Genomic DNA, 24,641 nt, shown 5'->3' with positions numbered 1-24,641 from the left:
CGGCTTCCCATGGGCATCGCCAGATACATTCGCGAAATCGGCCGCGGCAAGGATGGCGCGCGGTCACTCGCGCGCGACCAGGCCGCGGACCTGTTCGGCCAGGTGCTCGACGGCTCGGTGAGCGATCTCGAAGTCGGCGCGTTCTGCATCGCGATGCGCGTCAAGGGCGAGACGCCGCAAGAGATGGCCGGCTTTCTCGATGCGACCTATGCACGCATGCACCGCGTCCCTGCAGGTGCCCTGCCTTTGGTCGTCCTGCCGAGCTACAACGGTGCGCGCAAATTGCCGTTGCTGACGCCGCTGCTCGCGCTGCTGCTCGCGCGCGAAGGCTTGCCCGTGCTGATCCATGGGTCCCACACGGAGATTTCGATTTCGCGAGTGACCGTGGCCCAGGTGCTGGAGGCGCTGGACATCGCGCCATGGAGCGAGGTCGGCCCCATCGCACCCGGCCACGTGGCGTATCTTTCCACCGAGCTGCTCAGTCCGGACCTCGCGCGCTTGCTCAAGGTTCGGCAATCCATTGGCCTGCGCAACTCCTCGCACAGCCTGGTCAAGCTCATGAACCCTTCGGCCGGCGAGGCCGTGATCGTCGGCAGCTACACGCATCCCGAATACGCCGTTTCCATGGGCGCGGTATTCGAGCTCATGGGTGCGACGGCCATGCTCCTGCGCGGCACCGAAGGCGAGCCGGTCGCCGATCCGCGCCGCACACCGCAGCTCGAGGGCTTCGTGCGCGGCCGGCGCGTGACGCTGGAAGCCGGCCAGAAGGGATCGCTCTTCGACATACCGGAGTTGCCGAAGGACTTGTCGCCCGAAACGACGGCTGCGTATGTCCGCGCCGTCCTGTCGGGCAAGCAGCCCGTCCCGACACCGATCGGGCTGCAGATGGAACATATCTTGCGTTTGGTTCGGGCAACGAATTCACAGGAGACAGCGCGGTGAATCCCCATCAATTCCAACCGGGCAAGTGCACCCTCGTCGGCGCCGGCCCGGGCGATCCCGAACTGCTGACCATCAAGGCCGTGAAGGCCATCCAGGCCGCGACGGTGCTGCTGGTGGACGACCTCGTCAGCCCGGAGATCGTGGCGCTGGCACCCAGCGCCGCACGTATCGTCCACGTCGGCAAGCGCGGCGGCTGCAAGAGCACGCCCCAGGCCTTCATCGAGAAGCTGATGGTCATGGCCGCGCGCGAAGGCGAGAACGTCGTGCGCCTCAAAGGGGGCGACCCCTTCATCTTCGGCCGCGGCGGCGAAGAGGTGGAGCACCTGCGCGAAGCCGGTATCGCAGTGGAAGTCGTCAACGGCATCACGTCGGGCCTGGCCGCCGCGACGTCGCTCGGCGTGCCGCTCACGCATCGCGACCACGCGCACGGCGTCGTGTTCGTCACCGGCCACGCGCATCCGGGCTCCGAAGGCGCGGACTGGCGATCGCTCGCCGCGGCGGCGCGCGACGCGAAGTTGACGCTCGTGATCTACATGGGCGTGAGCGGCGCCGCGCGCATCCGCGAGGAGCTGCTCACGGGCCTGCCCGCCGCCACGCCGGTCGCCGTGGTGCAGAACGCCACGCGTCCCGACCAGCGCGGGACGGTCACCACCCTCGCCGAACTCGAAACGACTATGGCCCGCGAGGGCCTCGGGAGCCCGGCGGTGATCGTCGTCGGCGACGTGATCAAGGGCGTGGCCGCCGTCGCGGAAGCCCCCCGGCGGGCCGCCGTGGCGCGCTGAAACCCGCTCACGAAGGCGGTTGCAAGGGCCGCGAACGGTCCTCTTCCGCCATCTCGAGCAGCCATTGCCGGAACACGCGCAGGGCGGGCAGGTTCGCGCTGCGCGGCGGAGCGCACAGGAAGAACCCGCGGGCCGACTCGATCGGAAGGTCGAAGGGGATGACGAGCCGCCCCGACTCGACGGCCTCGCGGGCAAGGCAGCGGGACACGAGGACGACGCCCATGTCCGCGATCGCCGCGCGCAACAGGATCGACACCTGATCGAACGAGCCCGCCAGATTGGGCCGCGGATTCGTGACGCCGGCGGCGACCAACCACTCGGACCAGCGCTCGGGCGAGGTCGTGTGGGACAGCAGCGGCTCCCCGGCCAGGTCCGCAGGCCGCTTCCAGCGGCGCGCCTGCATCCGGCCCGGGTGGCACAAGGGGACCACTTCGCGGCCGATCACGTAGGTGCAATCGAGTCCCGGCCACTGGTCGCCCGTGCCGGTCAGCAGCCCCGCGTCCGGCTCGCTGCCCGTGAAGTCCTCGCCCTTGCGGTAGGGCACGAACCGGATACTCGTTTCCGGATGCCTCCGATGGAAATCGGGCAGGCGCGGCACCAGCCATGCCCCCGCCAGGGTCGGCACCGCCGACAAGACCAGCTCGCCGGTGGGCACGCGGCGGCGGGCGCTCGCGTTCTCGATCGCGGCCAGCGGCGCCTCGATGTCGCGACACAACTCCTTGCCCGCCGGCGTCAGCTCCATCTTCCGTGCGTTGCGCCGGACCAGCTGCACGCCGAAGTGCTCCTCCAGCCGCGCCACGGCACGGCTGATCGCTCCCTGGGTGACGCTCAATTCGCGGGCTGCCAGGGTGAAGCTTCCCAGGCGCGCGGCCATCACGAACGCGTGGAGCTCCGGCATCGAAGGGGAATGCAACTTCATGGCGGCGCCGATTATGACCAGCCGTCATGGAAGGATGCCTGCCTGTCGTTTGTGTCCCCGCTCGTTGCTGGGCAGACTAGGCGCTGTTCTTCGACAGCCCGGACCATGCAGATCTCCCATAGCCTCCGCCCCCTCCTGTTCACGGCCCTGGCCCTTGCCGGCCTGGCGGCGAATGCCGCGCCCGACGAACGCATCGCGGCCCTCGCGGCCGCGCAGAAGGAGCCGTTCCTCCAATCGCTGTCGCAGTTCGTGGGCATCGAATCCGGCAGCCGCGACCGCGAAGGCCTGGACCGGCTGGCGGCCCTGGTCGCGGACAAGTTGCGGGCGCTCGGCGGGGACATCGAGATCATCGAGCCGGGCAGCGCGGCGTCTCCGACCATCTACCGCATGGAAGACACGCCCGAGAAGATCGGCCCGATGGTCAAGGCGACCTTCAGGGGAACCGGGCGCAAGAAGATCCTGCTGATCGCCCACATGGACACCGTCTACCTGAGGGGCATGCTGGCGAAACAGCCGTTCCGCATCGACGGCGACAAGGCCTGGGGGCTCGGCATCTCCGACGACAAGCAGGGCATCGCGGTGATCGTGCATTCGATCGCGATGCTGCGGGAACTCGGTTTCAAGGAATACGGCACGCTCACGGTGCTGATCAACGGCGACGAGGAGATCAGCTCCCCCGGCTCGCGCGCGCTGCTCACCAAGCTGGGTGCCGAGCACGACTTCGTCCTGTCGCACGAGGCCGCCTCTGCCGGCAACGACAAGCTGTCGCTGGCCACGGCGGGCATCGGCTCGATGTATCTGAAGGTCGAAGGGCGCGCGTCGCACGCGGGCTCGGCCCCCGAAAAGGGAGCCAACGCCCTGTACGAGATGGCCCACCAGGTGCTGCAGATGCGGGACCTGTCCGACCCCGCCACCGGCCTGAAGATGAACTGGACGGTGGCCCAGGCGGGCACGAACCGCAACGTCATCCCGGCCATCGCCAGCGCCCAGGCCGACGTGCGCGTCACCCGGGTCGCGGACTATGACCGGGTCGAAGCGCGGGCCAAGGAACGGGTCAAACAGCAACTCGTGCCCGATGCCAAGGTCGACCTCCACTTCGAACGCCGGCGCCCGCCCCTGCAATCCAATGCCATGGGGCTCGCGCTGGCCAAGCATGCGCAAGACATCTACGCCGAACTCGGCCTGAACCTCGGCGCCGACGACAAGGTCGCGGGCGGCGGGACCGACGCCGCTTTCGCCGGGCTGCAGACCCAAGGCGGGGTCGTCGAGCGCTTCGGGCTGCAAGGCTACGGCGCGCACTCGGCCGACGCGGAATACGTGCTGCTCGACTCGATCCAGCCGCGCCTGTACCTGGTCACGCGCCTCGTGATGGACATCTCGCGGGGCCGGCTGGACCGCCCGTAGGCGACTCCTCAGTCGACGTGACCACGCTGGCGTTCAATCGCCAGCGATCCCTGCCTTCGCAGGGATGACCTCCCCTCTACACTTCGCCGCATGCAATTCGATGCGGTGATCGTCGGCGCGGGCGCGGCCGGGCTTTTCTGCGCGGGCGTCGCCGGCCAGCGCGGCCTGAAGGTGCTGCTCGTCGACCACAGCGAGAAGATCGCGGAGAAGATCCGCATCTCCGGCGGCGGGCGCTGCAACTTCACCAACCGCGACCTCGACCCGCGCGCGCCGCACAAGCATTTCCTCGGGGACAACCCGCAGTTCTGCCGCTCGGCGCTGGCGCGCTACACGCCATCGGACTTCATCGCGCTCGCGCAGCGGCACGGCATCCCGTTCCACGAGAAGCACAAGGGCCAGCTGTTCGGCGACCGCTCCTCGGAGGACTTCATCCGCCTGCTCGTGGCCGAGTGCGATGCCGGTGGCGTCGTGCGCTGGCAACCCTGCACGGTGCGCGACATCGCAACGGCCGGTTCGCGCTACCGCGTCGACACCGATCGCGGCAGCGTCGAAGCGAGCAAGGTCGTGATCGCCACCGGCGGCTTGTCGATCCCGAAGATCGGCGCGACCGACTTCGGCTACCGCATCGCCAGACAATTCGGGGTGCGCGTTGTCGAGCCGCGGCCGGCGCTCGTGCCCCTCACCTTCGAAGGGGCGGACTGGAGCCCGTATTCGGGCCTCGCGGGGCTCGCCCTACCCGTCGTGGTCGAGACCGGGGACAGGAAGAACCGCGCCACCTTCCACGAGGACCTGCTCTTCACGCATCGCGGCCTGAGCGGCCCGGCGGTGCTGCAGATCTCCAGCTACTGGCGTGAGGGCGACGCGATCCGCATCGACCTCACGACCGGCGCGCAGATCGAGGAAGAGCTCAAGCGCGCCAAGGCGGCCGGCTCCCGCAAGCTGCTGGCCAATGTGCTCGCCGAGTTCGTCCCGTCACGGCTCGCGGACGCCTGGACCGCCCAGGACACGGCCTGGCAACGGCCCGTGAACGAATGCAGCGACAAGGCATTGGCCGCACTGGCGCAGCGCCTCGCGCGCTGGGAGCTGGTGCCTTCGGGCTCGGAGGGCTACCGCAAGGCCGAAGTGACCGCCGGCGGCGTGGACACGCGCGACCTGTCGCAACAGACCCTCGAGTCGAAGCAGCCCGGCCTGTACTTCATCGGCGAAGTGGTGGACGTCACCGGCTGGCTGGGCGGCTACAACTTCCAGTGGGCCTGGGCGAGCGCGTTCGCCTGCGCCCAAGGCTTGACGGCCTGAAACCCGGCGGTCTTGCCGCTTCCGGGCCTGAGGCTATAATCTCTGGCTTTGCTGGCAAACCCCCACCGGCCTGATCGAACTTACAGGTGGGGACCCCGGTGGATGTCTTCGATCTTCATCCGCCACATTGATCAAGATTCATGACGACGATTCGAGTCAAGGAAAACGAGCCGTTTGACGTGGCGCTGCGCCGCTTCAAGCGCACCATCGAGAAGCTGGGCCTGCTGACGGAACTGCGCGCCCGCGAGTTCTACGAAAAGCCCACGGCTGAGCGCAAGCGCAAGAAGGCGGCCGCTGTGAAGCGCCACTACAAGCGCGTGCGCAGCATGCAGCTGCCCAAGAAGCTGTACTGACCACCGCCTGCCCCCTCGGGGCGCAGACCCAAAGCCTGCCCGGGGACGCTCTGGCAGGCTTTTTGACTTCTGGAGAACACCATGAGCCTCAAGGACCGCATCAATGACGACATGAAGGCCGCCATGCGCGCGAAAGACGCCGAGCGGCTGGGCACCATCCGCCTGCTGACGGCCGCGATGAAGCAGAAGGAAGTCGACGAGCGCATCGAGCTGGACGACGCGGCCGTCGTCGGCATCGTCGACAAGATGCTCAAGCAGCGCAGGGACAGCATCGAGGCCTTCGAGAAGGCCGGCCGCACGGACCTCGCCGACAAGGAGAAGGCCGAAGTCGCCGTGCTGCAGGCCTACCTGCCCGCGCGCCTGTCGGCCGAGGAGGTCGCGGCCGAAGTGAAGGCCATCGTGGCCGAAGTGGGCGCCAAGGGCCCCGGCGACATGGGCAAGGTGATGGGCGCCGCCAAGCAGCGCCTGGCGGGCAAGGCCGACATGGGACAGGTGTCGGCGGCGGTGAAGGCGGCCCTGGCTGGCTAGGAGCCGGCCACCTTCATCTTCCCGACCAGCACGGAGCCGACGCTCTTCGCCCCGTAGTTGTACACGTCGGCGCCGATCGCCTCGATGCCGGCGAACATCTCCTTGAGGTTGCCGGCGATCGTGATCTCGTGGACCGGGTATGCGATCTTCCCGTTCTCGACCCAGAAGCCGCTCGCGCCGCGCGAGTAGTCGCCGGTCACGTAGTTCACGCCCTGTCCCATCAGTTCGATCACGAACAGGCCGCGGCCGAGCTTGCGCAGCATCGCGTCCAGGTCGTCCTCCGGCTGCGTCAGCCGCGAGGTAAGCGTCAGGTTGTGCGAGCCGCCCGCGTTGCCGGTGGTCTTCATGCCCAGCTTGCGTGCCGAATAGCTCGACAGGAAATAGCCGCCGACCTGGCCCGCATCGACCACCTTGCGCGCCTTGGTGCGCACGCCTTCCTCGTCGAAGGCTGAGCTGCCCTTGCCGCGTCTCACGTGCGGGTCCTCGAGCACGTCGATGTGGTCCGGAAAGACCTTCTTGCCCAGCGAATCGACCAGGAAGGTGCTGCGCCGGTAGAGCGCGCCGCCGCTGGTGGCCTGGACGTACGCACCGAGCAGCCCCGCGGCCAGCGGAGACTCGAACAGCACCGGGCATTCGCGCGTGGCGATCTTGCGCGAATGCAGCCGCGACAGCGCGCGCTCGGCGGCGTACCGGCCGACGGCCTTCGGCTCGGCCAGTTCGCGGGCGTCGCGCATCGAGCTGTACCAGGCGTCGCGCTGCATGTCGTCGCCCTTGCCCGCGATCGGCGCGACCGACACCGAATGGCGCGAACTGGCATAACCGCCGCGAAAGCCCCGCGTGTGCGCGGAAAAGAAATGCGACTGCTGCGCCGAAACGCCCGCGCCTTCGCTGTTGGTGATGCGCCTGTCGGTGGCGAAGGCCGCGCCTTCGCATTCGAGCGCGATGCGTGCGGCTTCCTCGCTCGTGATGTCCCACGGATGGAACAGGTCCAGGTCCGGCTGTTCGTCGGGCCGGGCAATGTCCGACGGGTCCGGCAGGCCCGCGAACGGGTCTTCGGCCGTGAAGCGCGCGATGTCGTAGGCGGCCTGCACCGTCTGTTCGATCGCCGCTTTCGAGAAGTCCGACGTGCTCGCATTGCCGCGGCGATTGCCCACATACACCGTCACGCCCAGCGACTTGTCGCGGTTGCGCTCGACGTTCTCCAGCTCGCCCTTGCGCACCGACACCGACAGCCCGCTGCCCTCGGACGCCTCGGCCCCGGCATCGGTCGCGCCCAGTTTCCTGGCGTGGGCGAGTGCGGTGTCGACGAGTTCCTCGAATTGCGCGCGGCTGTAGCTGAAGCCGCGGGCGGGCTGGTCTGTTCTTGTCATGGTGGCGGCTATGATACTTGCCGCCTATGTCACGCAAACCGAAGAAGGGCTACTGGGTCCGCGGCACCTTCGTCGCCGAAGGCAGCGAACTCGACCTGGAGCTCAAGGCTGAGCTCAAGGGCACCGAGACCAGCAAGACCGACCTGAAACGCGAAAGCGAGCAGCTGCAAAAGCTGGGCGAAGCGCTGCTGACCCTTCGCGAGGACCTGCGCGAAGGCCTGGCCCTGCCCGACAAGTTGCTCGAAGCGCTAGACGAACTCAAGCGAATCACCAATTTCGAAGGCCGCCGGCGCCAGTCGCAATACGTCGGCAAGTTGATGCGCGCACTGGACGAGGAGCAGCTGGCGGCGATCCGCGACGCGCTCGACGTGCAGAACAAGGGATCGGCGAAGGAAGCGCTGGCGCTGCACGAAGCCGAGAAGTGGCGCGACGACCTCATCGGGAAAGACGACGCGCTGCAGCTCTGGCTCACACGCTTTCCCGGCACCGACACGCAGCAGCTGCGCGCGCTGGTGCGCCAGGCGCGCAAGGACACGCCGCACGACGCGGACGCGGTCTCCCGGGGCCTCGCGCCGCGCCACGGCCGCGCGTACCGCGAGATCTTCCAGCTCGTGAAGGAACAGCTCTCCGCCGAGGACAGTGATGACGACGAATGAATTCGACCCCGTGAAGATCGGCATCGTGTCGGTGAGCGACCGTGCATCGACCGGCGTCTACGAGGACAAGGGCCTGCCGGCGCTGAAGGACTGGCTCACGAAGGCGTTGAAAAACCCCGTCACGTTCGAGGCGCGCCTGATCCCCGACGAGAAAGACGTGATCAGCCGGGCCCTGGTCGAACTCGTGGATGCGGGCTGCTCGCTCGTGCTCACCACGGGCGGAACCGGCCCGGCGCCGCGCGATGTGACGCCCGAAGCGACTCTCGCCATCGCCGACAAGGAGATGCCCGGATTCGGCGAGCAGATGCGGCAGATCAGCCTGCGCTTCGTGCCGACGGCGATCCTGTCGCGGCAGGTCGCCGTGATTCGCGGCAGGAGCCTGGTCATCAACCTGCCGGGTCAGCCGAAATCGATCCAGGAGACGCTCGAGGGGCTCAAGGCCGAGGGCGCACAAGTCGTGCCCGGCATCTTCGCCGCGGTGCCCTATTGCGTGGACCTGATCGGCGGGCCCTACCTCGAGACCCACGAGGACGTGTGCAAGGCGTTCAGGCCCAAATCGGCCATCCGCCCGGCGCGCAGCACGTAGCCGGAGGCGATAGTCCAGATTTTGAGGCCACGCCCTGCCGCCACCATCGCGCCAGAACTGCCCGCTGGGGTACGCGAATGGCCCTGCGAAAAGCCCTCCCCGACCGCCAACCCTGCATCGCGGGTATTCGGGGAGGTTCGATCGACTGCGGCGCGTCGCTCGCGTCAGGCGGTGCCCGGCTGGCCGATTTCTAGATGAGGACTGACGGGCACCGCCTGATGCGAGCACCCCGCACCGAAAACTTACTTGCCCACCAGTTGCGTCAGCTTGTCCGCCTCGAAGTGCTCCTTCAGGGCGGCCTCGTCGGGCACGCATTCGCCTTGCCTGCCCATCGACGAGAGTTTCTCGATCGCCTGCCAGAGCAGCGCGATCTGGTGCTCCTGCGAGGCGGCGTTGTCGATCAGGCCCTTCATCGCCTGCGACAGCGGGTCGTCGCTTTCCGTGATGCCGTAGGCGGAGAAACCCATTTTCGCGGCCACGGCCTCGCGGCGCTTGCCGTCCTCGGCCTGGATGATCCGCGCCGGGATGCCGACGGCCGTCGCGCCGGCAGGCACCGGCTTGATCACCACGGCATTGCTGCCGATCTTCGCGTTGTCGCCCACCAGGAAGCCGCCCAGCACCTTGGCGCCGGCGCTCACGACGACGTTCCTGCCGAGCGTGGGATGCCGCTTCTCGCCCTTGTAGAGCGAGGTGCCGCCCAGCGTCACGCCCTGGTAGATCGTGCAGTTGTCGCCGACTTCCGCCGTCTCGCCGATCACGACGCCCATGCCGTGGTCGATGAACACGCCCTGCCCGATCACCGCGCCCGGGTGGATCTCGATCCCCGTGAGCCAGCGCGAGATGTGCGACGTGAAGCGGCCCAGCCAGCGCAGCCCATGCCTCCAGAACCAGTGCGCCATCCGGTGCATGACGAGCGCGTGCAGCCCCGGGTAACACGTGACCACCTCCCACGTGCTGCGCGCGGCAGGATCGCGGTCGAGGATGCACTGGACGTCGGAACGCAAGCTCTGGAACATGACCTTGGACTATTTGCTTATGGGCCCAGTCTATCGTCTTGCCCGGCCGGACGCCTGGGACATGGCCTTGGCGACACCACGAAGGATGTGGATTTCCTCCGGGGTCAGCTGCGCGCGATTGAACAGCTGGTTCAGCCGCGGCATGAGCTTTTTCGGCGCGGCCGGGTCGAGAAAGCCGATGTCGACCAGCGCCTGCTCCCAGTGATCGAGCATGCCTTGCACGGCCTTCGCATCGACGAACGGTGTCGGCGGCTCCTCGCGCAGCGCGAACCCGCCCAGCGCCATCCGCCATTCGTAGGCGATCACCTGGATCGCCGCCGCCAGGTTCAGCGACCCGTACTCCGGGTTCGTCGGAATCGAGAGCGCCGCGTGGCAACGGTACACGTCCTCGTTGGCCATGCCGTAGCGCTCGGAGCCGAAGACGAATGCGACGCGGTGCTCGCTCCGGGCCAGGCCGGCCAGGTGCTCGCGCGGCGATACCGTCGGCGGGCCGAAATCGCGCGGCGTCATCGCGGTGGCGCACAGGTAAGTGACGCCGTCCAGCGCTTCGTCGAGTGTCGCGACGATGCGCGCCTTCTCCAGCACGTCGGTCGCGCCACTCGCGCGCTCGATCGCCTCCTGCTTGGTCAGCACATCCGGCCAGCGCGGGGCCACGAGCACCAGGTCGTCGAAGCCCATCACCTTCAGCGCGCGCGCCGCCGCGCCGACATTGCCGGCGTGGCTGGTGTTCATGAGGATGAAGCGCGTCGTCATGGGCGAGCGTAAAATGGGCCCATTGTCGCCGCCCCGCATCGCCGGGGCGTTTTGTTCGCGCTCTTCCCACAATCCGCCATGTCGTCTCCCAACCTGCATCCCATGCTCAACGTGGCCGTCAAGGCCGCCCGCGCCGCCGGCGCCATCATCAATCGCGCCGCGCTCGATGTCGAAGCGGTGCGCATCTCGCAGAAGCAGGTCAACGATTTCGTGACCGAGATCGACCACGCCAGCGAAAACGCCGTGATCGAAACGCTGCTCGGCGCCTACCCGCAGCACGCGATCTGGGCGGAGGAATCGGGCAAGACGCATGGCAACCAGGGTTCTGACCACGTCTGGGTCATCGACCCGCTGGACGGCACCACCAACTTCATCCACGGCTTCCCGGTCTACTGCGTGAGCATCGCGCTCATGGTGAGGGGCCGCGTCGAGCAGGCCGTGATCTACGACCCCACGCGCAACGACCTCTTCACGGCGACCAAGGGGCGCGGTGCCTACATGAACGAGCGCCGCATCCGCGTCTCCAAGCGCACGGACCTGCGCCACAGCCTGATCTCGACGGGCTTCCCGTTCCGTCCGGGCGACAACTTCAACAACTACCTGCGCATGATGGCCGAGGTGATGCAGCGCACGGCCGGCATGCGCCGCCCCGGTGCGGCGGCGCTCGACCTGGCCTACGTCGCGGCGGGATTCACCGACGGCTTCTTCGAAACGGGCCTGTCGCCGTGGGACGTGGCCGCGGGATCGCTGCTCGTGACCGAAGCGGGCGGGCTGATCGGCAACTTCACCGGCGAGGCGGAATTCATCGAGCAGAAGGAATGCGTCGCGGGCAACCCGAAGATCTACGGCCAGCTCGTGTCGATCCTGCACAAGTACAGCAAGTTCGCCAGTGCCGGCGAGAAGGCGGCGCTGCGCAACGCGCCCGATCTCGTCGACCCCAAGACCCCGCCGAGCGCGCAGGTCGAAGGCCCCGAGGCCGACGGGGACGAGTAAGGGCTGCCCATGCTCGAGTGGCTGCACGACCAGGACCCCTGGACGATCGCGGTGCTGGTCGCCGTCGGGGCGGTGATCGGCAGCCTCGTCGTGCATCGCATCGGCCGGGCGATCATGAGCCGGGCGACGCGCAATGCGCCGCTTCTGCGCGCCGTCTCCGTCGCCATCGAATCGCCGGCAAGCGTCGCACTGCCCCTCTTCGCGCTGCAGGCCGTGTGGCAGGCCGCGCCCGACGAGATGGCGCGGATCGCGGCCGTGCGCCACGTCAATGGCGTGCTGCTGATCCTCGCGGTGACCTGGCTGGCAATGGCCGCGGTCTCCGGCCTGGCGCAAGGCGTGATCGCCCGCCATCCGACCAACGTCCCGGACAACCTGCAGGCGCGCCGCATCGAGACGCAGGCCCGCATCCTGTCGCGCACGGGGATGACGCTGATCCTCATCGCCGGCAGCGCCATCGCCCTGCTGACCTTTCCCGGCGCGCGGCATGTCGGCGCCAGCCTGCTCGCGTCCGCCGGCTTGATAGGCATCGTGGGTGGCCTCGCGGCGCGGCCGGTGTTCAGCAACCTGGTCGCGGGCCTGCAGCTCGCCATCGCGCAGCCGATCCGCATCGGCGACGTGCTGAAGGTGAAGGAGGACTGGGGCACGGTCGAGGAAATCACCGGCACCTACGTCGTGCTGCGCCTGTGGGACGACCGCCGGCAGATCGTCCCGCTGAACTGGTTCATCGAGAACCCGTTCGAGAACTGGACGCGCACGACGTCCGACCTGCTCGGCACGGTGGTGCTGCGCCTGAACTACGCCACGCCCATCGCGCCCCTGCGCGAGCATGCCGAGCGGATCGTGAAGGCCGCACCCGAATGGGACGGGCGCATCTTCAAGGTGCAGGTCGAAGACACGACCGAAGCGGCGATCTCCGTGCGCATCCTCGTGTCGGCTCTGCACCCGAACCAGCTGTGGGACCTGCGCTGCCGCGTGAGGGAAGACATGCTGGCGTGGCTGGCGCGCGAATACCCGCAGTACATCCCGCCGATGCGGGCGGTGGAGCCGCAGGCCTAGGCCTGGCCAATGCGAGCACCGCCGACGAGGTAAGCTCGGCGCCCATGCATGAGCATCGGCTTTCTACGCTCGACCACCGCATCCCGGCCTGGAACTTGTCGCGCCTGCAGGATCGGACCTGCCCTGTGTGTATGCGACCCGGCCACGAGAAGTACCAGCGGCCGGATCGTCTCAAGGTACGACATTGCGACGGGTGCGGCTTGTGGTTCATCTCCCCAAGCCCCACGCCCGAGCAACTCGACACGTTCTACAGCACGTATTCGATCTCGCACCAGCGCAACGAGGACACTCCCGACGAGACTGCGGCGGCCATCCTGCAAAGCGACGGGGCCGACAGCATCGTCATCCAGGAGCTGTCGGCGCTGGACGCCATTCGCGGCAAGCGCTGCCTCGATGTAGGTAGCGGCCCGGGCCGCTACCTGCACTGGCTGCGAAAGGGTGGCGCTGCGTCAGTGACGGGCATCGAGCTCGACCCGGCCGCGGTCCAGTTCTGTCGCTCCCGACTCGGGCTGTCGGACGTGCGGCAAGGAACCATCTTCGACCTTCCGCCCGGTGAACAGGTCGACACGATTCTGATGATGGACTTCATCGAACACCCGCTCGAGATCCTGCCGACGCTGCGGAAGGCCGCCGAGATCCTGAAGCCGGGCGGCGTGCTGGCTGCACTCACGCCTCACGGTCACCCGGTCGGCGATGACCCGGTCGTGTTTCGCGTGGATCTGGAACACATGCAGTATTTCAACGCGCGCTCGTGCTGGTTCGTCGCGAAGTCGCTGGGTCTCGAGATCGTTCATCTGGAGACCTACGGCTATCCCGACCTGAGCGGCCTCGGACAGGCGAGCGCAGGCGGTGCGAAGCGCGCGCTGAAAGCAGCGACGAAGAGGCTGAAAGCCGTGGTGAGGAAAATGCCCGGTTTCTCGGCGGCGCGTTCCCTGCGCTCGTGCCTGTCACCGTCGAAGGATCGACTTGGCAGCTACCACCTGCTGTGCATCTGGCAGAAGCCCGCCACGTAGTCGGGTAGGCCATGCGCTGCCAGAAGTAGACCGCGAACGGTGGCAGCACGTTGGTCGGGCTCCTGGTCCTCGGCCCGCAGCGCTCGCCGCGGAGCAGGCCGGGGGCTCCTGTAAAGTGATGTGCTGGCCGGGCTATGACTGGCGCGCGAATACTCCCAGTACATTCCGCCGATGCGGGCGGCGCAGCCGCAGGGGTAAGTCTCGCCGGCTAGGGCAACGGGACCGTTTCGCCCAGGCCCGCGTAGACGTATCGGGGGCCGAACACTTCCTGAAGCGCGGCGAATCCGGGCTCGCCGGTGCAGTGCCCGGGTGCCATCCACTGGACCTGCCAGTCGTCGCGCAATGCCCGGGCGACCCGTTCGATCTCCGCCTGCGGCGTCACCACGAGATGCAAGCCGCCGTAAACGCACGACACGCGGCCGTCGATGACGCGAGACGCTTCGAGGATGCGCTCGATCCCCGGGTGTGAACAGCCCGCGACCAGCACGAGCCCCTTCGCCGTTCGAAGCGCCAGCGTGAGCTCGCGCATCTCGCGAGTACCAGGCATGTCGGAAACGACCGCGACGAGGAACACATCCGCATCGATCTCCTTCGTTTCCTTGACCCACACGAACTCGGCGTCGGCCCACGGGCTGCCGTGGCGGATGGCGTCGGGTGGCTTGCCTTCGTAGTAGCGCATATAGGCCGGCAGCGTATGGCACCGCGGGAAGAACGTGCCGGGAAGGGACGAGCCGAACACGCCATAGGTCTCGTCGGGCGTGTAGATCCGCAGTCGGGGGTTGACCTGCAGCAGGTGGTTGAGCCCGCTCGTGTGGTCGCCGTGGCGGTGGGAGATCACCGCGTAATCCAGTCCGGAAAGGTCTGTGCCCAAGGTCGCCGTGTTGTGGGCGAAGACACGCGAGTTGTTGCCCGTGTCGAACAGGATTCGCCGGCCTTCGAACTCGACGAGCGCCGCGAAACCCCAATCCTGCCGCAGCGCGGAGGGCCGGCCGAACGAATCGTGGAGGATGGTGATGCGGTTCGCGCCCATGAAAGACCTCACACCCGTTGCCTCGGGCTTTATAGCACCGCCTGCGCCGACCGTATGATCGGCGCTGCATGAGCAGCACGCCGAACCCCATCGAGGCCGACCTCAGTCGGCACACTCCCATGATGGCCCAGTATCTCCGCGTGAAAGCGGAGCATCCGGACACGCTCGTGTTCTACCGGATGGGCGATTTCTACGAGCTGTTCTACAGCGACGCCGAGAAGGCCGCGCGCCTGCTGGACATCACGCTCACGCGGCGCGGCAACTCCGCGGGCGAGCCGGTGGTGATGGCCGGCGTGCCGTTCCATTCGGTCGAGGGCTACCTCGCGCGGCTGATCAAGCAGGGCGAATCGGTCGCGATCTGCGAGCAGGTCGGCGACGTCGCCACCGCCAAGGGACCGGTGGAGCGCAAGGTGGTGCGCGTCGTCACGCCCGGCACGCTCACCGACACCGAGCTGATGAACGACAAGGCCGAGGCGATCCTCCTGGCCGTGCACCAGGGCTCGCGCCACAAGCTGGGGCTCGCCTGGCTGTCGGTCACGCAAGGCGCGCTGCAGCTCGCCGAGTGCGCGGGCGACGAGCTCGAATCGTGGATCGCGCGCGTCGGGCCCAGCGAACTGCTGTTCGCGGGCAATGTGACGCCCGCCTTCGAGCAGCGGCTGAAGGCCGCGCGGTCCAACGGCGCCTTCTCGCTCACGCAGCGGCCCGAATGGCAGTTCGACGAAGGCCTCGGCCTGCGCAAGCTGCTCGAGCAGCTCAACAGCGCGACGCTCGCCGCCTGGCGCGCCGACGAGATGTTCTGCGCGCACGCCGCCGCCGCGGCGCTGCTCACGTACGCGGAGCACACGCAGGGACGGCAGCTCTCGCACGTGCAGAGCCTGCAGGTGCAGCGCGACGACGAGCTGATCGACCTGCCGGTGACGACGCGGCGCAACCTGGAGCTCGTCCAGACCCTGCGCGGCGAAGATTCGCCCACGCTGTTCTCGCTGCTCGACACCTGCATGACCGGCATGGGCAGCCGCGCGCTCAAGGGCTGGTTGCTGGAGCCGCGCCGCGAGCGGACGCAGGCCACGCAGCGCCACGATGCGATCGCGCTGCTGCGTGACGGGCTCTGGCAAACGCTGCGCCACGACCTGAAGGGCTGCAGCGACGTGGAACGCATCACGGCACGCATCGCCCTGCGGCAGGTGCGCCCGCGCGAGCTGGTCGGCCTGCGCTACTCGATCGAGAAGGCGACGACGCTCGCCCAGCGGCTTGATGCCGGTGGCGGCCTGCTCGCCGAGATTCGCGCGCACCTGAACCCGCCCGCCGAATGCGCGCAGCGCCTGCAACGCACGCTGATGGAAGAACCCGCGGCATTGGTGCGCGATGGTGGGGTGATCGCGGTCGGCCATGACACCGAGCTCGACGAGCTGCGCGCGATCCAGGACAACTGCGACGGCTTCCTGCTCGAGCTGGAGACGCGCGAGAAGGCCCGCACCGGCATCGCCAACCTGCGCGTGCAGTACAACAAGGTGCACGGCTTCTACATCGAGGTCACGCAGGGGCAGCTGGACAAAGTGCCCCCCGATTACCGCCGCCGCCAGACGCTCAAGAACGCCGAGCGTTTCATCACGCCCGAACTCAAGGCCTTCGAGGACAAGGCGCTGTCGGCCCAGGACCGCGCCCTCGCCCGCGAGAAGTTCCTCTACGACCAGTTGCTCGACGAGTTGCAGGCCTTCGTGCCCGCGCTCTCGCGCCTGGCGCGGGCGCTGGCCTCGCTCGATGCGCTCTGCGCGCTGGCCGAACGCTCGCTCACCTTGAACTGGTCGCGCCCCCAGTTCACGAAGGAGCCGGGCATCGAGATCGTCAGGGGCCGCCATCCGGTGGTCGAGGCGCGCCTGGCGGAAACCAGCGGCGGCAGCTTCATCGCCAACGACACGCGCCTGGGCCCCAAGCAGCGCATGCAGGTCATCACGGGCCCCAACATGGGCGGCAAGTCGACCTACATGCGGCAGGTCGCGATCGTCTGCCTGCTGGCATCGATGGGCTCTTACGTGCCGGCCGAATCCTGCCGGCTCGGGCCGATGGACGCGATCCACACCCGCATCGGCGCGGCCGACGACCTGGCCAACGCGCAATCGACCTTCATGCTGGAGATGACCGAGGCGGCGCAGATCCTGCACTCGGCCACGCCGCAGTCGCTGGTGCTGATGGACGAGATCGGGCGCGGCACCTCCACCTTCGATGGCCTGGCTCTTGCATCAGGCATTGCGGCGCACTTGCACGACAAGACCCAGGCCTACACCTTGTTCGCGACGCACTATTTCGAGCTGACGGAGTTCCCCGCCAGGCACCACGCCGCGGTGAACGTGCACGTGAGCGCCGTGGAGTCGGGCACCGAGATCGTGTTCCTGCACGAGATCCAGCCGGGGCCGGCCAGCCGCAGCTACGGCATCCAGGTCGCGCGGCTCGCGGGCATGCCGAACGGCGTCGTCCACCACGCCCGGCACGCGCTGGCTGCGCTGGAGCAGCACCAGGAAGCAAGCCGCGAGCAGGTAGACTTGTTCGCACCGCCGCCCGCGGCCGAAGCAGCGGCGCCCAGCGCCGTCGAGGCCGCCCTTTCGGCGCTGGACCCGGACACCTTGAGCCCGCGCGAGGCGCTCGATGCGCTCTATGCACTCAAGAAGAAACTAGGAGTCACGGCAGCATGACTTATTGCGTCGGCATCAAACTCAACGCGGGGCTGGTGTTCCTCTCCGATTCGCGCACCAACGCGGGCGTGGACAACATCAGCACCTACCGCAAGATGATCGTCTACGAGCGCACCGGCGACCGCTTCATGGTCCTGCTGTCGGCCGGCAATCTCAGCATCTCGCAATCGGTGCGCGAGATCCTGCAGGTCGAGCAGCTCAAGGAAGGCGACGAGACGATCACGATCTGGAACGCCAGGAGCATGTTCGACGCGGCGCGCGTGCTCGGCAACGCGGTGCGTCACGTGTACCACCGCGACGCGGAATCGCTGCAGCGGGCCGGCGTCGAGTTCAACGTGAACCTGATCTTCGGCGGCCAGATCCGCGGCGAGAACATGCGCCTGTTCCAGGTGTATTCGGCCGGCAACTTCATCGAAGCCACGGCCGAGACGCCCTACTTCCAGGTGGGCGAGTACAAGTACGGCAAGCCCGTGCTCGATCGCGTGCTCACGCCCGAAACCGCGCTGGACGAAGCCGCCAAGTGCGCGCTGGTCTCGATGGATTCGACGATGAAATCGAACCTGTCGGTCGGCCCGCCCCTGGACCTCGTGGTCTACCAGGCCGACGCCTTCCAGACCGACCAGATGGTCTGCATCGACATGCAGAACCCGTATTACCGCATGCTGCACACGAGCTGGGGACAGAAGCTGCGCGAGGTGTTCGACAGCCTGGAGGACCCGGTCTGGGACCAGTCCCACACCGAGGTCCCGCTCATGTGCCCCGGCGGGCGCCACCCGCCGCTCAAGAAGATCACGCGGCCGGATGAGCGGCTGATCTGAGCTGGTGGCGTTTGCGGCCCGCGGCCCGCGCCTCCTCGGAGGTGAATTCATGATCCCGCGCTGCCGCGCTGGGACTGCATACGAACAGCGAACTGACGCATTACGCACTGGTCCACGGTTTGATCGATTGACTCACTCGCGCGGCCGCTGGCGGCGTGGTCCTACACATCCGTGCCGCCGATGCCCACACCCGCGGGCACGGCCCGCACGCGACAGTGCGCGCATGACTTCGATCCAGGCACTCGATGTGCGCGCGCCCACCTTCGGCCTGCTGGCCACGGAACCGCTGCGCGCCCTGTTCGACTACTGCGCCGCGCGCGTCGCGGTCCTGCCCGAGCCCGTTGGCGATGGGCATCCCGTGGTGGTGTACCCGGGCCTCGGCGGCGGCTCGATCGCGACTTCGCACCTGCGCAGCTACCTGAAGGGTTCCGGGTTCGCCGTGCACGACTGGGAAGGCGGCGTCAATACCGGGCCCGACGGCGTGTTCGACGACTGGCTGCAGCCGCTGGCGGCCCGCGTGCGCGAGCTGCACGCGTCGCACGGCCGCAAGGTGAGCCTGATCGGCTGGAGCCTGGGCGGCGTGTATGCGCGCGAGATCGCCAAGTGCTGCCCGGACTGCGTGCGGCAAGTGATCACGCTCGGCACGCCCTTCGCCGCGCTTGCGCACGGCAATCACGCGGGCACGGTGTTCAAGCTGCTCAATCGCGACAAGGCGCACCTGTCGCCGGACATCGAGGCGCGCATCCGCGAATGCCCGCCCGTGCCGACGACCTCGGTTTACAGCAAGAGCGACGGCATCGTCGCCTGGCGCGGTTGCATCGAGCGGCGAGGCGCGACCTCGGAGAGCATCGAGGTGCATGCCAGCCACCTGGGCATGGTGACGCAGCCCCAGGTGCTGCGCATCCTCGCCGACCGCCTCGCGCAACCCGAAGGCCGCTGGCGCCCTTTCGCTAGTCGGCCCAGTGCACGACGCCCGTGAGCGCCGTGGCCAGCACGACGAAACCGAAGACGATGCGGTACCAGGCGAAGGGCGTGAAGCTGTGGGTGGAGATGTAGCGCAGCAGCCAGCGCACGCACAGCCACGCGAACAGGAACGAGAAGAACAGCCCGACGAGGAACAGCGGCAGGTCCGCCGCCGAGAGCATCGCGCGTTCCTTGTACAGGCTGTACGCACCGGCCCCGATCAGCGTCGGGATCGACAGGAAGAACGAGAACTCGGTCGCCGCCTTGCGCGACAGGCCGAACAGCATGCCGCCGATGATGGTCGCGCCGCTGCGGCTGGTGCCGGGGATCAGCGCGAAGCACTGGGCGAGCCCCACCTTCAGCGCGTCGGGCCAGCGCATGTCGTCCACGGTTTCGATGCGCACCGCGACGCGCTGGCGCCGCTCGGCCCACAGGATGACGAAGGCGCCGATGATGAAGGTGGTCGCGACCACCCAGGCATTGAACAGGTGTTCCTTGATCGCCTTGCCGAACAGCAGCCCCAGGATCACCGCCGGCACGAAGGCGACCAGCACGTTGACGGCGAAGCGCTGCGCCCGCTCCTGCGTCGGCAAGTGGACGACGGTGTCGCGGATGCGCTGCCAGTAGACCAGGATCACCGCGAGGATCGCGCCGGTCTGGATCGCGATGTCGAAGACCTTGGCCTTCTCGTCATCGAAGCCGATCAGGGCTCCCGTCAGGATGAGATGTCCGGTACTCGAGATCGGAAGGAATTCGGTCAGCCCCTCCACGATTCCCATCACCGCGGCCTTGGCCAGCAGGACGACGTCCACATGCGCTCCTTGTGCAAAAGAGCGCGAATTATGACTGGGCATCCACCGGCTCCCGTCGGCAGCCCAAGACATCGGCGTGCGGGTGAAGCCCGCACGGACATGGGAAGCGTGCCGACAGGGCAGCCCTTCCATCGGGCGCACAGTGGCCGCACGCACACGAAAGGACGGAACATGGCCAGCCAGACGCTCATCATCGGAATCGACTTCGCGGACGCAGACGAGCCCCGCGCAGTCGAGCAGCTCAATGGGGATCTCCTGCTGCCCGCCGCCGCTCGCCCGCTGCTGGAGCAGGCCCTGCTGATGGCCGAGGAGGCGCTGCCGGAGGAATGCCAGGTCGAACTGAAAGCCCTCGAGGAAGCGCGCCGCCTGCTGGGTGTCGTGAAGCCCGACCCCGAGCGTGAGCGCGAGTTCGAGCAGCTGTTGACCATGCGGCCGATCTGACGGCCTTGCATCCCACTCCGCGCCGCCTGCATTTCACGGCGCTTTCGCTGCATTTCGTCCCGGCGCGCTTCTGAGCGCGCGTGTCCTCCGGCACAGTGAATCCAGTTCACCTGGAGGACACCATGCACATTCCCGTACTTCTCTCGCAACCGCAGATCATCGGCCCCGTGCTGCGCGGCACGCCCGGCTGGGTGTGGGCCCTGCTCGCCGGCCTCGTGTGGCTCGGCGCGACGCAGCTGCGCGACCGCACCGCCAGCCTCGCCCGTGTCACCGTGATGCCGCTCGTGATGGTGGCGCTGTCGGTCTGGGGCATAGCGGGCGCCTTCGGCAGCTCACCGATGTTCGGCTACACGATGCTGATGTGGATGCTCGCCGCCGCCGTCGCCTTTGCCCTGGTCGGGGCCATGCGCCCGCCCGTCGGCACCGGGTACGACCCGGCCGGCCGCATGTTCTTCCTGCCGGGCAGCGCGGTGCCGCTGCTGCTGATCGCGGGCATCTTCGTCACGCGCTACGTGGTGAACGTCGATGTCGCGATCCATCCCGCAGTCGCCCGCGACGGCGGCTACACGCTGGTGGTCGGCGGTCTCTATGGCCTGTTCAGCGGCGTGTTCCTGGGGCGGGCCGCGCGCCTGTGGCGGCTGGCTGCCGAACACGGCGGCTTCGGCCTCATGCTCCAGCGCGATCCGTGGTGAGGCCCGGCATGACAGCTCCTACAATGGCCGCCACCATGACTGCCCCGCTGACCCCGGAAGAGATCGAGCGCCTCGCGCACAAGCGCGCCTCGGCGAAGATGGGGTGGTACCTGCACGCTTGCGTATACGTCCTGGTCAACGCTTTCCTGTTCGGCAGCTCGTACCTGGGCTATCGCGAGCGCCACTGGAACATCTACCCGGCGATGGGCTGGGGCGTGGGGCTGGCGCTGCACTTCGTCAGCGTGTTCGTGATGGGCAAGGGTTCGGGCCTGCGCGAGCAGATGGTGCGGCGCGAACGCGAACGCATCGAGCGCGAACAGAACCGCACGTGAACCGCCTCGATTGGGAAGCGACGCTGCGGCACTTCGTGCAGGTGCTCGCGTTCTGCCTGGTCATCGCCACCGTCCAGTACGGCTTCCAGCCCGACAAGCCGTACGGCCCGCCGGTCGTCTACTCGCTGTTCATCGGCACCAGCATCTGGGCGATCATCGACATCGGCCGCGTGTTCTTCCCGTCGAGCGAGGAGACCGGCTGGCCGCGTGGCTACGCCGGTGTTGCGCTGGTGGCCGGCGGCATCGTGGGCGGCTGGTTCCTCGGCAACCACCTCGGCGACTACCTGTGCAAGGCCTACGGCCTCTACCCGCCCGGCTGGACGCCGAACGACCCGCAGGCCGACCTGCGTAACTCGATCCTGATCACGCTGCTCTCGGGGATCGCCGGCAGCTACTATTTCTATAGCATGAACCGCGGCGCCTACCTCGAGCGCAAGATGGCCGAGGCGCACAAGCACGTGGACGAGGCGCGCCTGAAGCTGCTGGAGACGCAGCTCGAGCCGCACATGCTGTTCAACACCCTGGCCAACCTGCGCGCGCTGATCGGCGTGGATCCGGACCGCGCGCAGGCCATGCTCGATCACATCATCGCGTACCTGCGCGCCACGCTGAACGCCTCGCGTGCGACGTCGCACAGCCTGCAGGCGGAGTTCGACCGGCTGCAGGATTACCTCGAACTGATGGCGATCCGCATGGGACCGCGCCTGAAGTTCACGCTGGACCTGCCGGGTGCGCTCGCACAGGCGAAGGTGCCTTCGCTGCTGCTGCAGCCGCTGGTGGAGAACGCGATCCAGCATGGCCTCGAGCCGAAGGTGGGCGGCGGCGAGATCCGCGTTCGTGCCCGGCGCGAGGGTGAAGAGATGGTGATCGAAGTGTGCGATACGGGCGTCGGGCTCGCGGGCGATGCGCTGGCCGCCGCCAAGGGCTTCGGCACCAGCCAGGTGCGCGACCGGCTCGCCACCCTCTACGGCTCCCGCGCGGGCATCGAATTCGGCAACATCGAGGCGGGCGGCTGCCGCGTCACCATCCACTACCCGTACGAAGCATGACCACCGCATTGATCGCCGAAGACGAGCCGCTGCTGGCGCAGGCGCTGCAGGCCGAGCTGGCGCGCGCGTGGCCCGAGCTGCAGGTGCTCGCGATCGCGGGCGACGGCGAATCGGCCGTCACGCAGGCTCTGGCCCTGAAGCCCGACGTGCTGTTCTTCGACATCCGCATGCCGGGGCAAAGCGGCATCGACGCCGCCGCGCAGCTGGCCGAGGAATGGCCCGCGGACAAGACCTTCCCGGCGCTGGTCTTCATCACGGCCTACGAGCAGTACGCGGTCCAGGCGTTCGAGACGCAAGCCGTCGACTACGTGCTCAAGCCGGTGCAGCAAGGCCGCTTGCAGAAGACGATCGCGAAGGTCAGGGAAGCGCTCGCCCGCAAGGGTGCGGATTTCGAGGCGACGCTCAGCCAGCTTCGATCGCTGATCGGCAAGGTGCCCGAACCCGTCGCGCAGCCCCAGCTCAAGGTGCTGCAGGTCAGCGTCGGCTCGAACATCCGCATGGTGCCGATCGACGAAGTGCTCTACTTCGAAGCCGCCGACAAGTATGTGCGCGTGCTGACCGCGGCGCACGAATACCTGATCCGCACACCGCTGAAGGAGCTGCTGCCCCAGCTCGATGCGAACCGCTTCTGGCAGGTCCACCGCGCCACCGTCGTGCGCGCCGACGCGATCGACACCGTCTCACGCGACGAGGCGGGAAAGATGCACGTCACGCTTCGCGGCCGCAAGGACAAGCTGGCTGTCAGCCGGTTGTACGCGCACCTGTTCAAAGCGATGTGACGCTGAGCGGGTCAGCGCCGCACCCCCGCCCACCACTCCTTCGCCGCGGCTTTCACGATCTCCACGGATTGCGGGTCCCGCTTGACCAGCGCGGAGAAATAGTGCTTCAGCTGCTTGGCCGTGACGTGCGGCGGAACGGGCGGCATGCTCGGGTCGGTGACCATCTCCACCACCACGGGGCGATCCGCACTGAAGGCTTCGTCCCATGCGGCGCGGACCTTCCTCGGGTCGTCGCAGCGGATGCCGTGCAGGCCGAGCAACCTGGCGTATTCGGCGTACGCGAACGCGGGCAGGTCCTGCGAGCCTTGGAACTTCGGCTCGCCCTCGGTGCCGCGCTGCTCCCAGGTGACCAGGTTCAGGTCCGCGTTGTTCAGCACCAGAACCACGAAGCGCTTGTCCTTCCATTCGCGCCAGTAGCGCGTGAGCGTGATCAGGCCGTTCATGCCGATCATCTGCATCGCGCCGTCGCCCAGGGCGGCGATCACGGGCCTGGTCGGATGCGCCATCTTCGCGGCGAGAGCATACGGCACGGCGCAACCCATCGTCGCAAGACCGCCCGAGACGGAGCCCATCATGCCTTCGCGGAAGACGAGGTCGCGCGCGTACCACACAGCCGAAGTCCCCGAATCGCAGACGACGATGGAGTTGTCGGGTAATTGCGGCGACAGCTCGCGGAAGACGTGCTGCGGGTTGATCGGCGTCGCTTCGACGAGCGACCGCGCGTTCATCGCGCGCCACCATTGCGCGACGTTGTCCTCGATCTCCTGGCGCCAGCTGCGGTCCTTCTTGTAGTCCAGCATCGGCAGCAGCGCGCGCAGCGTGAGCCGGCTGTCGCCCACCAGGTTCACCTCCATCGGGTAGCGCAGCGACAGGCGCCGGCCGTCCAGGTCGATCTGCACACCGCGCGCCGTGCCTTCCTTGGGCAGGAACTCCGAATACGGGAAGCTGGAGCCGACCATCAACAGCGTGTCGCAGCGCTCCATCATTTCCCAGCTGGGCTGGGTGCCCAGCATGCCGATCGAACCGGTGACGTACGGCAGGTCGTCCGGGACCGCCGCCTTGCCCAGGAGCGCCTTCGCGATGCCCGCGCCGAGCCGCTCGGCCACTTCCCTGATCTCCGTGGTTGCGTGCAGCGCGCCTGCGCCGACGAGGATCGCGACACGCTTGCCATCGTTGAGCACCGACGCCGCGAACCGCAGGTCGTCGTCGCTGGGCACGGGATGCCGCAGCGTCATGCCGATGCCCGAATGCACGGTGCCGTGTTCGCGCGGCGGCGCCTCCACCGCCTTTTCGGTCTGCAGGTCGTTGGGCAGGATGACGCAGGTGACCGTGCGCTGGTCGCGGGGGGGGGGGGGGGGGGGGGGGGGG

General features: G+C 67.9%; 26 protein-coding genes. 19 read left to right on the top strand and 7 right to left on the bottom strand.

What is annotated here, in order from left to right:
• Positions 1-9: 9 nt before the first annotated feature.
• The gene (ybiB, locus tag AC3EF3_RS06175) at positions 10-942 is read left to right on the top strand and encodes a DNA-binding protein YbiB (protein ID WP_488531279.1); all 933 of its coding nucleotides are present in this window, start codon (positions 10-12) and stop codon (positions 940-942) included.
• Positions 939-1,724: a uroporphyrinogen-III C-methyltransferase gene (gene cobA, locus AC3EF3_RS06170; RefSeq protein WP_488531278.1), complete on the top strand. Its 786-nt coding sequence runs from the start codon at positions 939-941 to the stop codon at positions 1,722-1,724. The genes ybiB and cobA overlap by 4 nt, the downstream gene beginning before the upstream one ends.
• A 7-nt stretch (positions 1,725-1,731) precedes the next feature.
• Here the strand turns inward: cobA and AC3EF3_RS06165 are convergent, their stop codons facing one another.
• Entirely contained in the window at positions 1,732-2,643 is a 912-nt protein-coding gene (locus AC3EF3_RS06165) for a LysR substrate-binding domain-containing protein (protein ID WP_488531277.1), read from the bottom strand.
• Positions 2,644-2,748: 105 nt separating this feature from the next.
• On the opposite strand from AC3EF3_RS06165, the gene AC3EF3_RS06160 reads away from it, so the two are divergent.
• The 4 genes from AC3EF3_RS06160 to AC3EF3_RS06145 all read left to right on the top strand — a co-directional run bounded on the left by AC3EF3_RS06160 (position 2,749) and on the right by AC3EF3_RS06145 (position 6,224).
• Positions 2,749-4,047 (top strand): M20/M25/M40 family metallo-hydrolase, encoded by a 1,299-nt coding sequence (locus tag AC3EF3_RS06160; protein WP_488531276.1) that lies wholly within the window; start codon positions 2,749-2,751, stop codon positions 4,045-4,047.
• Positions 4,048-4,137: 90 nt separating this feature from the next.
• Positions 4,138-5,343, top strand: coding sequence for a BaiN/RdsA family NAD(P)/FAD-dependent oxidoreductase (locus AC3EF3_RS06155; protein ID WP_488531275.1), 1,206 nt, complete (start codon positions 4,138-4,140; stop codon positions 5,341-5,343).
• Positions 5,344-5,483: 140 nt separating this feature from the next.
• Positions 5,484-5,696, top strand: coding sequence for a 30S ribosomal protein S21 (gene rpsU / locus AC3EF3_RS06150; protein WP_012346814.1), 213 nt, complete (start codon positions 5,484-5,486; stop codon positions 5,694-5,696).
• An 81-nt stretch (positions 5,697-5,777) separates the two neighbouring features.
• Positions 5,778-6,224 (top strand): GatB/YqeY domain-containing protein, encoded by a 447-nt coding sequence (locus AC3EF3_RS06145; RefSeq protein ID WP_488531274.1) that lies wholly within the window; start codon positions 5,778-5,780, stop codon positions 6,222-6,224.
• On the opposite strand, the gene pmbA is transcribed toward AC3EF3_RS06145, so the two are convergent.
• Positions 6,221-7,594, bottom strand: a complete 1,374-nt coding sequence (gene pmbA, locus AC3EF3_RS06140; RefSeq protein ID WP_488531273.1) for a metalloprotease PmbA — start codon at positions 7,592-7,594, stop codon at positions 6,221-6,223. The two genes, AC3EF3_RS06145 and pmbA, sit on opposite strands and share 4 nt — an antisense overlap.
• Positions 7,595-7,620: 26 nt before the next feature.
• Here pmbA and yjgA point away from each other — a divergent pair, with 26 nt between their 5' ends.
• On the top strand, positions 7,621-8,250 hold the full coding sequence (gene yjgA, locus AC3EF3_RS06135) for a ribosome biogenesis factor YjgA (protein WP_488531272.1): 630 nt from the start codon (positions 7,621-7,623) through the stop codon (positions 8,248-8,250).
• Positions 8,237-8,836, top strand: a complete 600-nt coding sequence (gene mog / locus AC3EF3_RS06130; protein WP_488531271.1) for a molybdopterin adenylyltransferase — start codon at positions 8,237-8,239, stop codon at positions 8,834-8,836. Before yjgA ends, mog begins: the two co-directional genes overlap by 14 nt.
• Positions 8,837-9,078: 242 nt before the next feature.
• Here the strand turns inward: mog and cysE are convergent, their stop codons facing one another.
• On the bottom strand, positions 9,079-9,852 hold the full coding sequence (gene cysE, locus AC3EF3_RS06125; RefSeq protein ID WP_488531270.1) for a serine O-acetyltransferase: 774 nt from the start codon (positions 9,850-9,852) through the stop codon (positions 9,079-9,081).
• 30 nt (positions 9,853-9,882) lie between these two features.
• Entirely contained in the window at positions 9,883-10,605 is a 723-nt protein-coding gene (locus AC3EF3_RS06120; protein WP_488531269.1) for an RNA methyltransferase, read from the bottom strand.
• Between the two features lie 78 nt (positions 10,606-10,683).
• On the opposite strand from AC3EF3_RS06120, the gene AC3EF3_RS06115 reads away from it, so the two are divergent.
• From AC3EF3_RS06115 to AC3EF3_RS06105, 3 genes are read left to right on the top strand one after another with little or no spacing between them, the layout of a single operon-like run.
• Positions 10,684-11,598, top strand: coding sequence for an inositol monophosphatase family protein (locus AC3EF3_RS06115; RefSeq protein WP_488531268.1), 915 nt, complete (start codon positions 10,684-10,686; stop codon positions 11,596-11,598).
• Between the two features lie 9 nt (positions 11,599-11,607).
• On the top strand, positions 11,608-12,654 hold the full coding sequence (locus AC3EF3_RS06110; protein ID WP_488531267.1) for a mechanosensitive ion channel family protein: 1,047 nt from the start codon (positions 11,608-11,610) through the stop codon (positions 12,652-12,654).
• Between the two features lie 44 nt (positions 12,655-12,698).
• Positions 12,699-13,667, top strand: coding sequence for a class I SAM-dependent methyltransferase (locus AC3EF3_RS06105; RefSeq protein ID WP_488531266.1), 969 nt, complete (start codon positions 12,699-12,701; stop codon positions 13,665-13,667).
• A gap of 208 nt (positions 13,668-13,875) precedes the next feature.
• Here AC3EF3_RS06105 and AC3EF3_RS06100 read toward each other — a convergent pair whose 3' ends face one another.
• Positions 13,876-14,697 (bottom strand): MBL fold metallo-hydrolase, encoded by an 822-nt coding sequence (locus AC3EF3_RS06100; protein ID WP_488531265.1) that lies wholly within the window; start codon positions 14,695-14,697, stop codon positions 13,876-13,878.
• 122 nt (positions 14,698-14,819) lie between these two features.
• On the opposite strand from AC3EF3_RS06100, the gene mutS reads away from it, so the two are divergent.
• The 3 genes from mutS to AC3EF3_RS06085 all read left to right on the top strand — a co-directional run bounded on the left by mutS (position 14,820) and on the right by AC3EF3_RS06085 (position 19,184).
• Complete coding sequence (mutS, locus tag AC3EF3_RS06095; RefSeq protein WP_488531264.1) at positions 14,820-17,387, top strand: DNA mismatch repair protein MutS; 2,568 nt, start codon at positions 14,820-14,822, stop codon at positions 17,385-17,387.
• A complete protein-coding gene (locus AC3EF3_RS06090; protein ID WP_488531263.1) occupies positions 17,384-18,205 on the top strand; it encodes a proteasome-type protease in 822 nt (273 codons plus the stop codon). The genes mutS and AC3EF3_RS06090 overlap by 4 nt, the downstream gene beginning before the upstream one ends.
• 223 nt (positions 18,206-18,428) lie before the next feature.
• Positions 18,429-19,184: an esterase/lipase family protein gene (locus AC3EF3_RS06085; protein ID WP_488531262.1), complete on the top strand. Its 756-nt coding sequence runs from the start codon at positions 18,429-18,431 to the stop codon at positions 19,182-19,184.
• Here the strand turns inward: AC3EF3_RS06085 and AC3EF3_RS06080 are convergent.
• Complete coding sequence (locus AC3EF3_RS06080) at positions 19,156-19,980, bottom strand: undecaprenyl-diphosphate phosphatase (RefSeq protein WP_488531261.1); 825 nt, start codon at positions 19,978-19,980, stop codon at positions 19,156-19,158. The genes AC3EF3_RS06085 and AC3EF3_RS06080 overlap by 29 nt on opposite strands.
• Before the next feature lie 171 nt (positions 19,981-20,151).
• On the opposite strand from AC3EF3_RS06080, the gene AC3EF3_RS06075 reads away from it, so the two are divergent.
• From AC3EF3_RS06075 to AC3EF3_RS06055, 5 genes are all read left to right on the top strand, one after another.
• A complete protein-coding gene (locus AC3EF3_RS06075; RefSeq protein ID WP_488531260.1) occupies positions 20,152-20,421 on the top strand; it encodes a hypothetical protein in 270 nt (89 codons plus the stop codon).
• Positions 20,422-20,543: 122 nt separating this feature from the next.
• On the top strand, positions 20,544-21,113 hold the full coding sequence (locus tag AC3EF3_RS06070) for a DUF6622 family protein (RefSeq protein ID WP_488531259.1): 570 nt from the start codon (positions 20,544-20,546) through the stop codon (positions 21,111-21,113).
• A gap of 35 nt (positions 21,114-21,148) precedes the next feature.
• Entirely contained in the window at positions 21,149-21,445 is a 297-nt protein-coding gene (locus AC3EF3_RS06065) for a 2TM domain-containing protein (RefSeq protein ID WP_488531258.1), read from the top strand.
• Positions 21,442-22,494, top strand: a complete 1,053-nt coding sequence (locus AC3EF3_RS06060) for a sensor histidine kinase (protein ID WP_488531257.1) — start codon at positions 21,442-21,444, stop codon at positions 22,492-22,494. Before AC3EF3_RS06065 ends, AC3EF3_RS06060 begins: the two co-directional genes overlap by 4 nt.
• Positions 22,491-23,273 (top strand): LytR/AlgR family response regulator transcription factor, encoded by a 783-nt coding sequence (locus AC3EF3_RS06055; RefSeq protein ID WP_488531256.1) that lies wholly within the window; start codon positions 22,491-22,493, stop codon positions 23,271-23,273. Before AC3EF3_RS06060 ends, AC3EF3_RS06055 begins: the two co-directional genes overlap by 4 nt.
• A gap of 11 nt (positions 23,274-23,284) precedes the next feature.
• On the opposite strand, the gene AC3EF3_RS06050 is transcribed toward AC3EF3_RS06055, so the two are convergent.
• A partial coding sequence (locus AC3EF3_RS06050) for a thiamine pyrophosphate-dependent enzyme (protein ID WP_488531255.1) occupies positions 23,285-24,641 on the bottom strand: 1,357 nt, incomplete at its 5' end.

The organism is Ramlibacter sp. GS1-15, from assembly GCF_057785015.1.
Note: the sequence above shows the minus strand (reverse complement) of the source record. Positions and strands in the feature narration are given on the sequence as shown.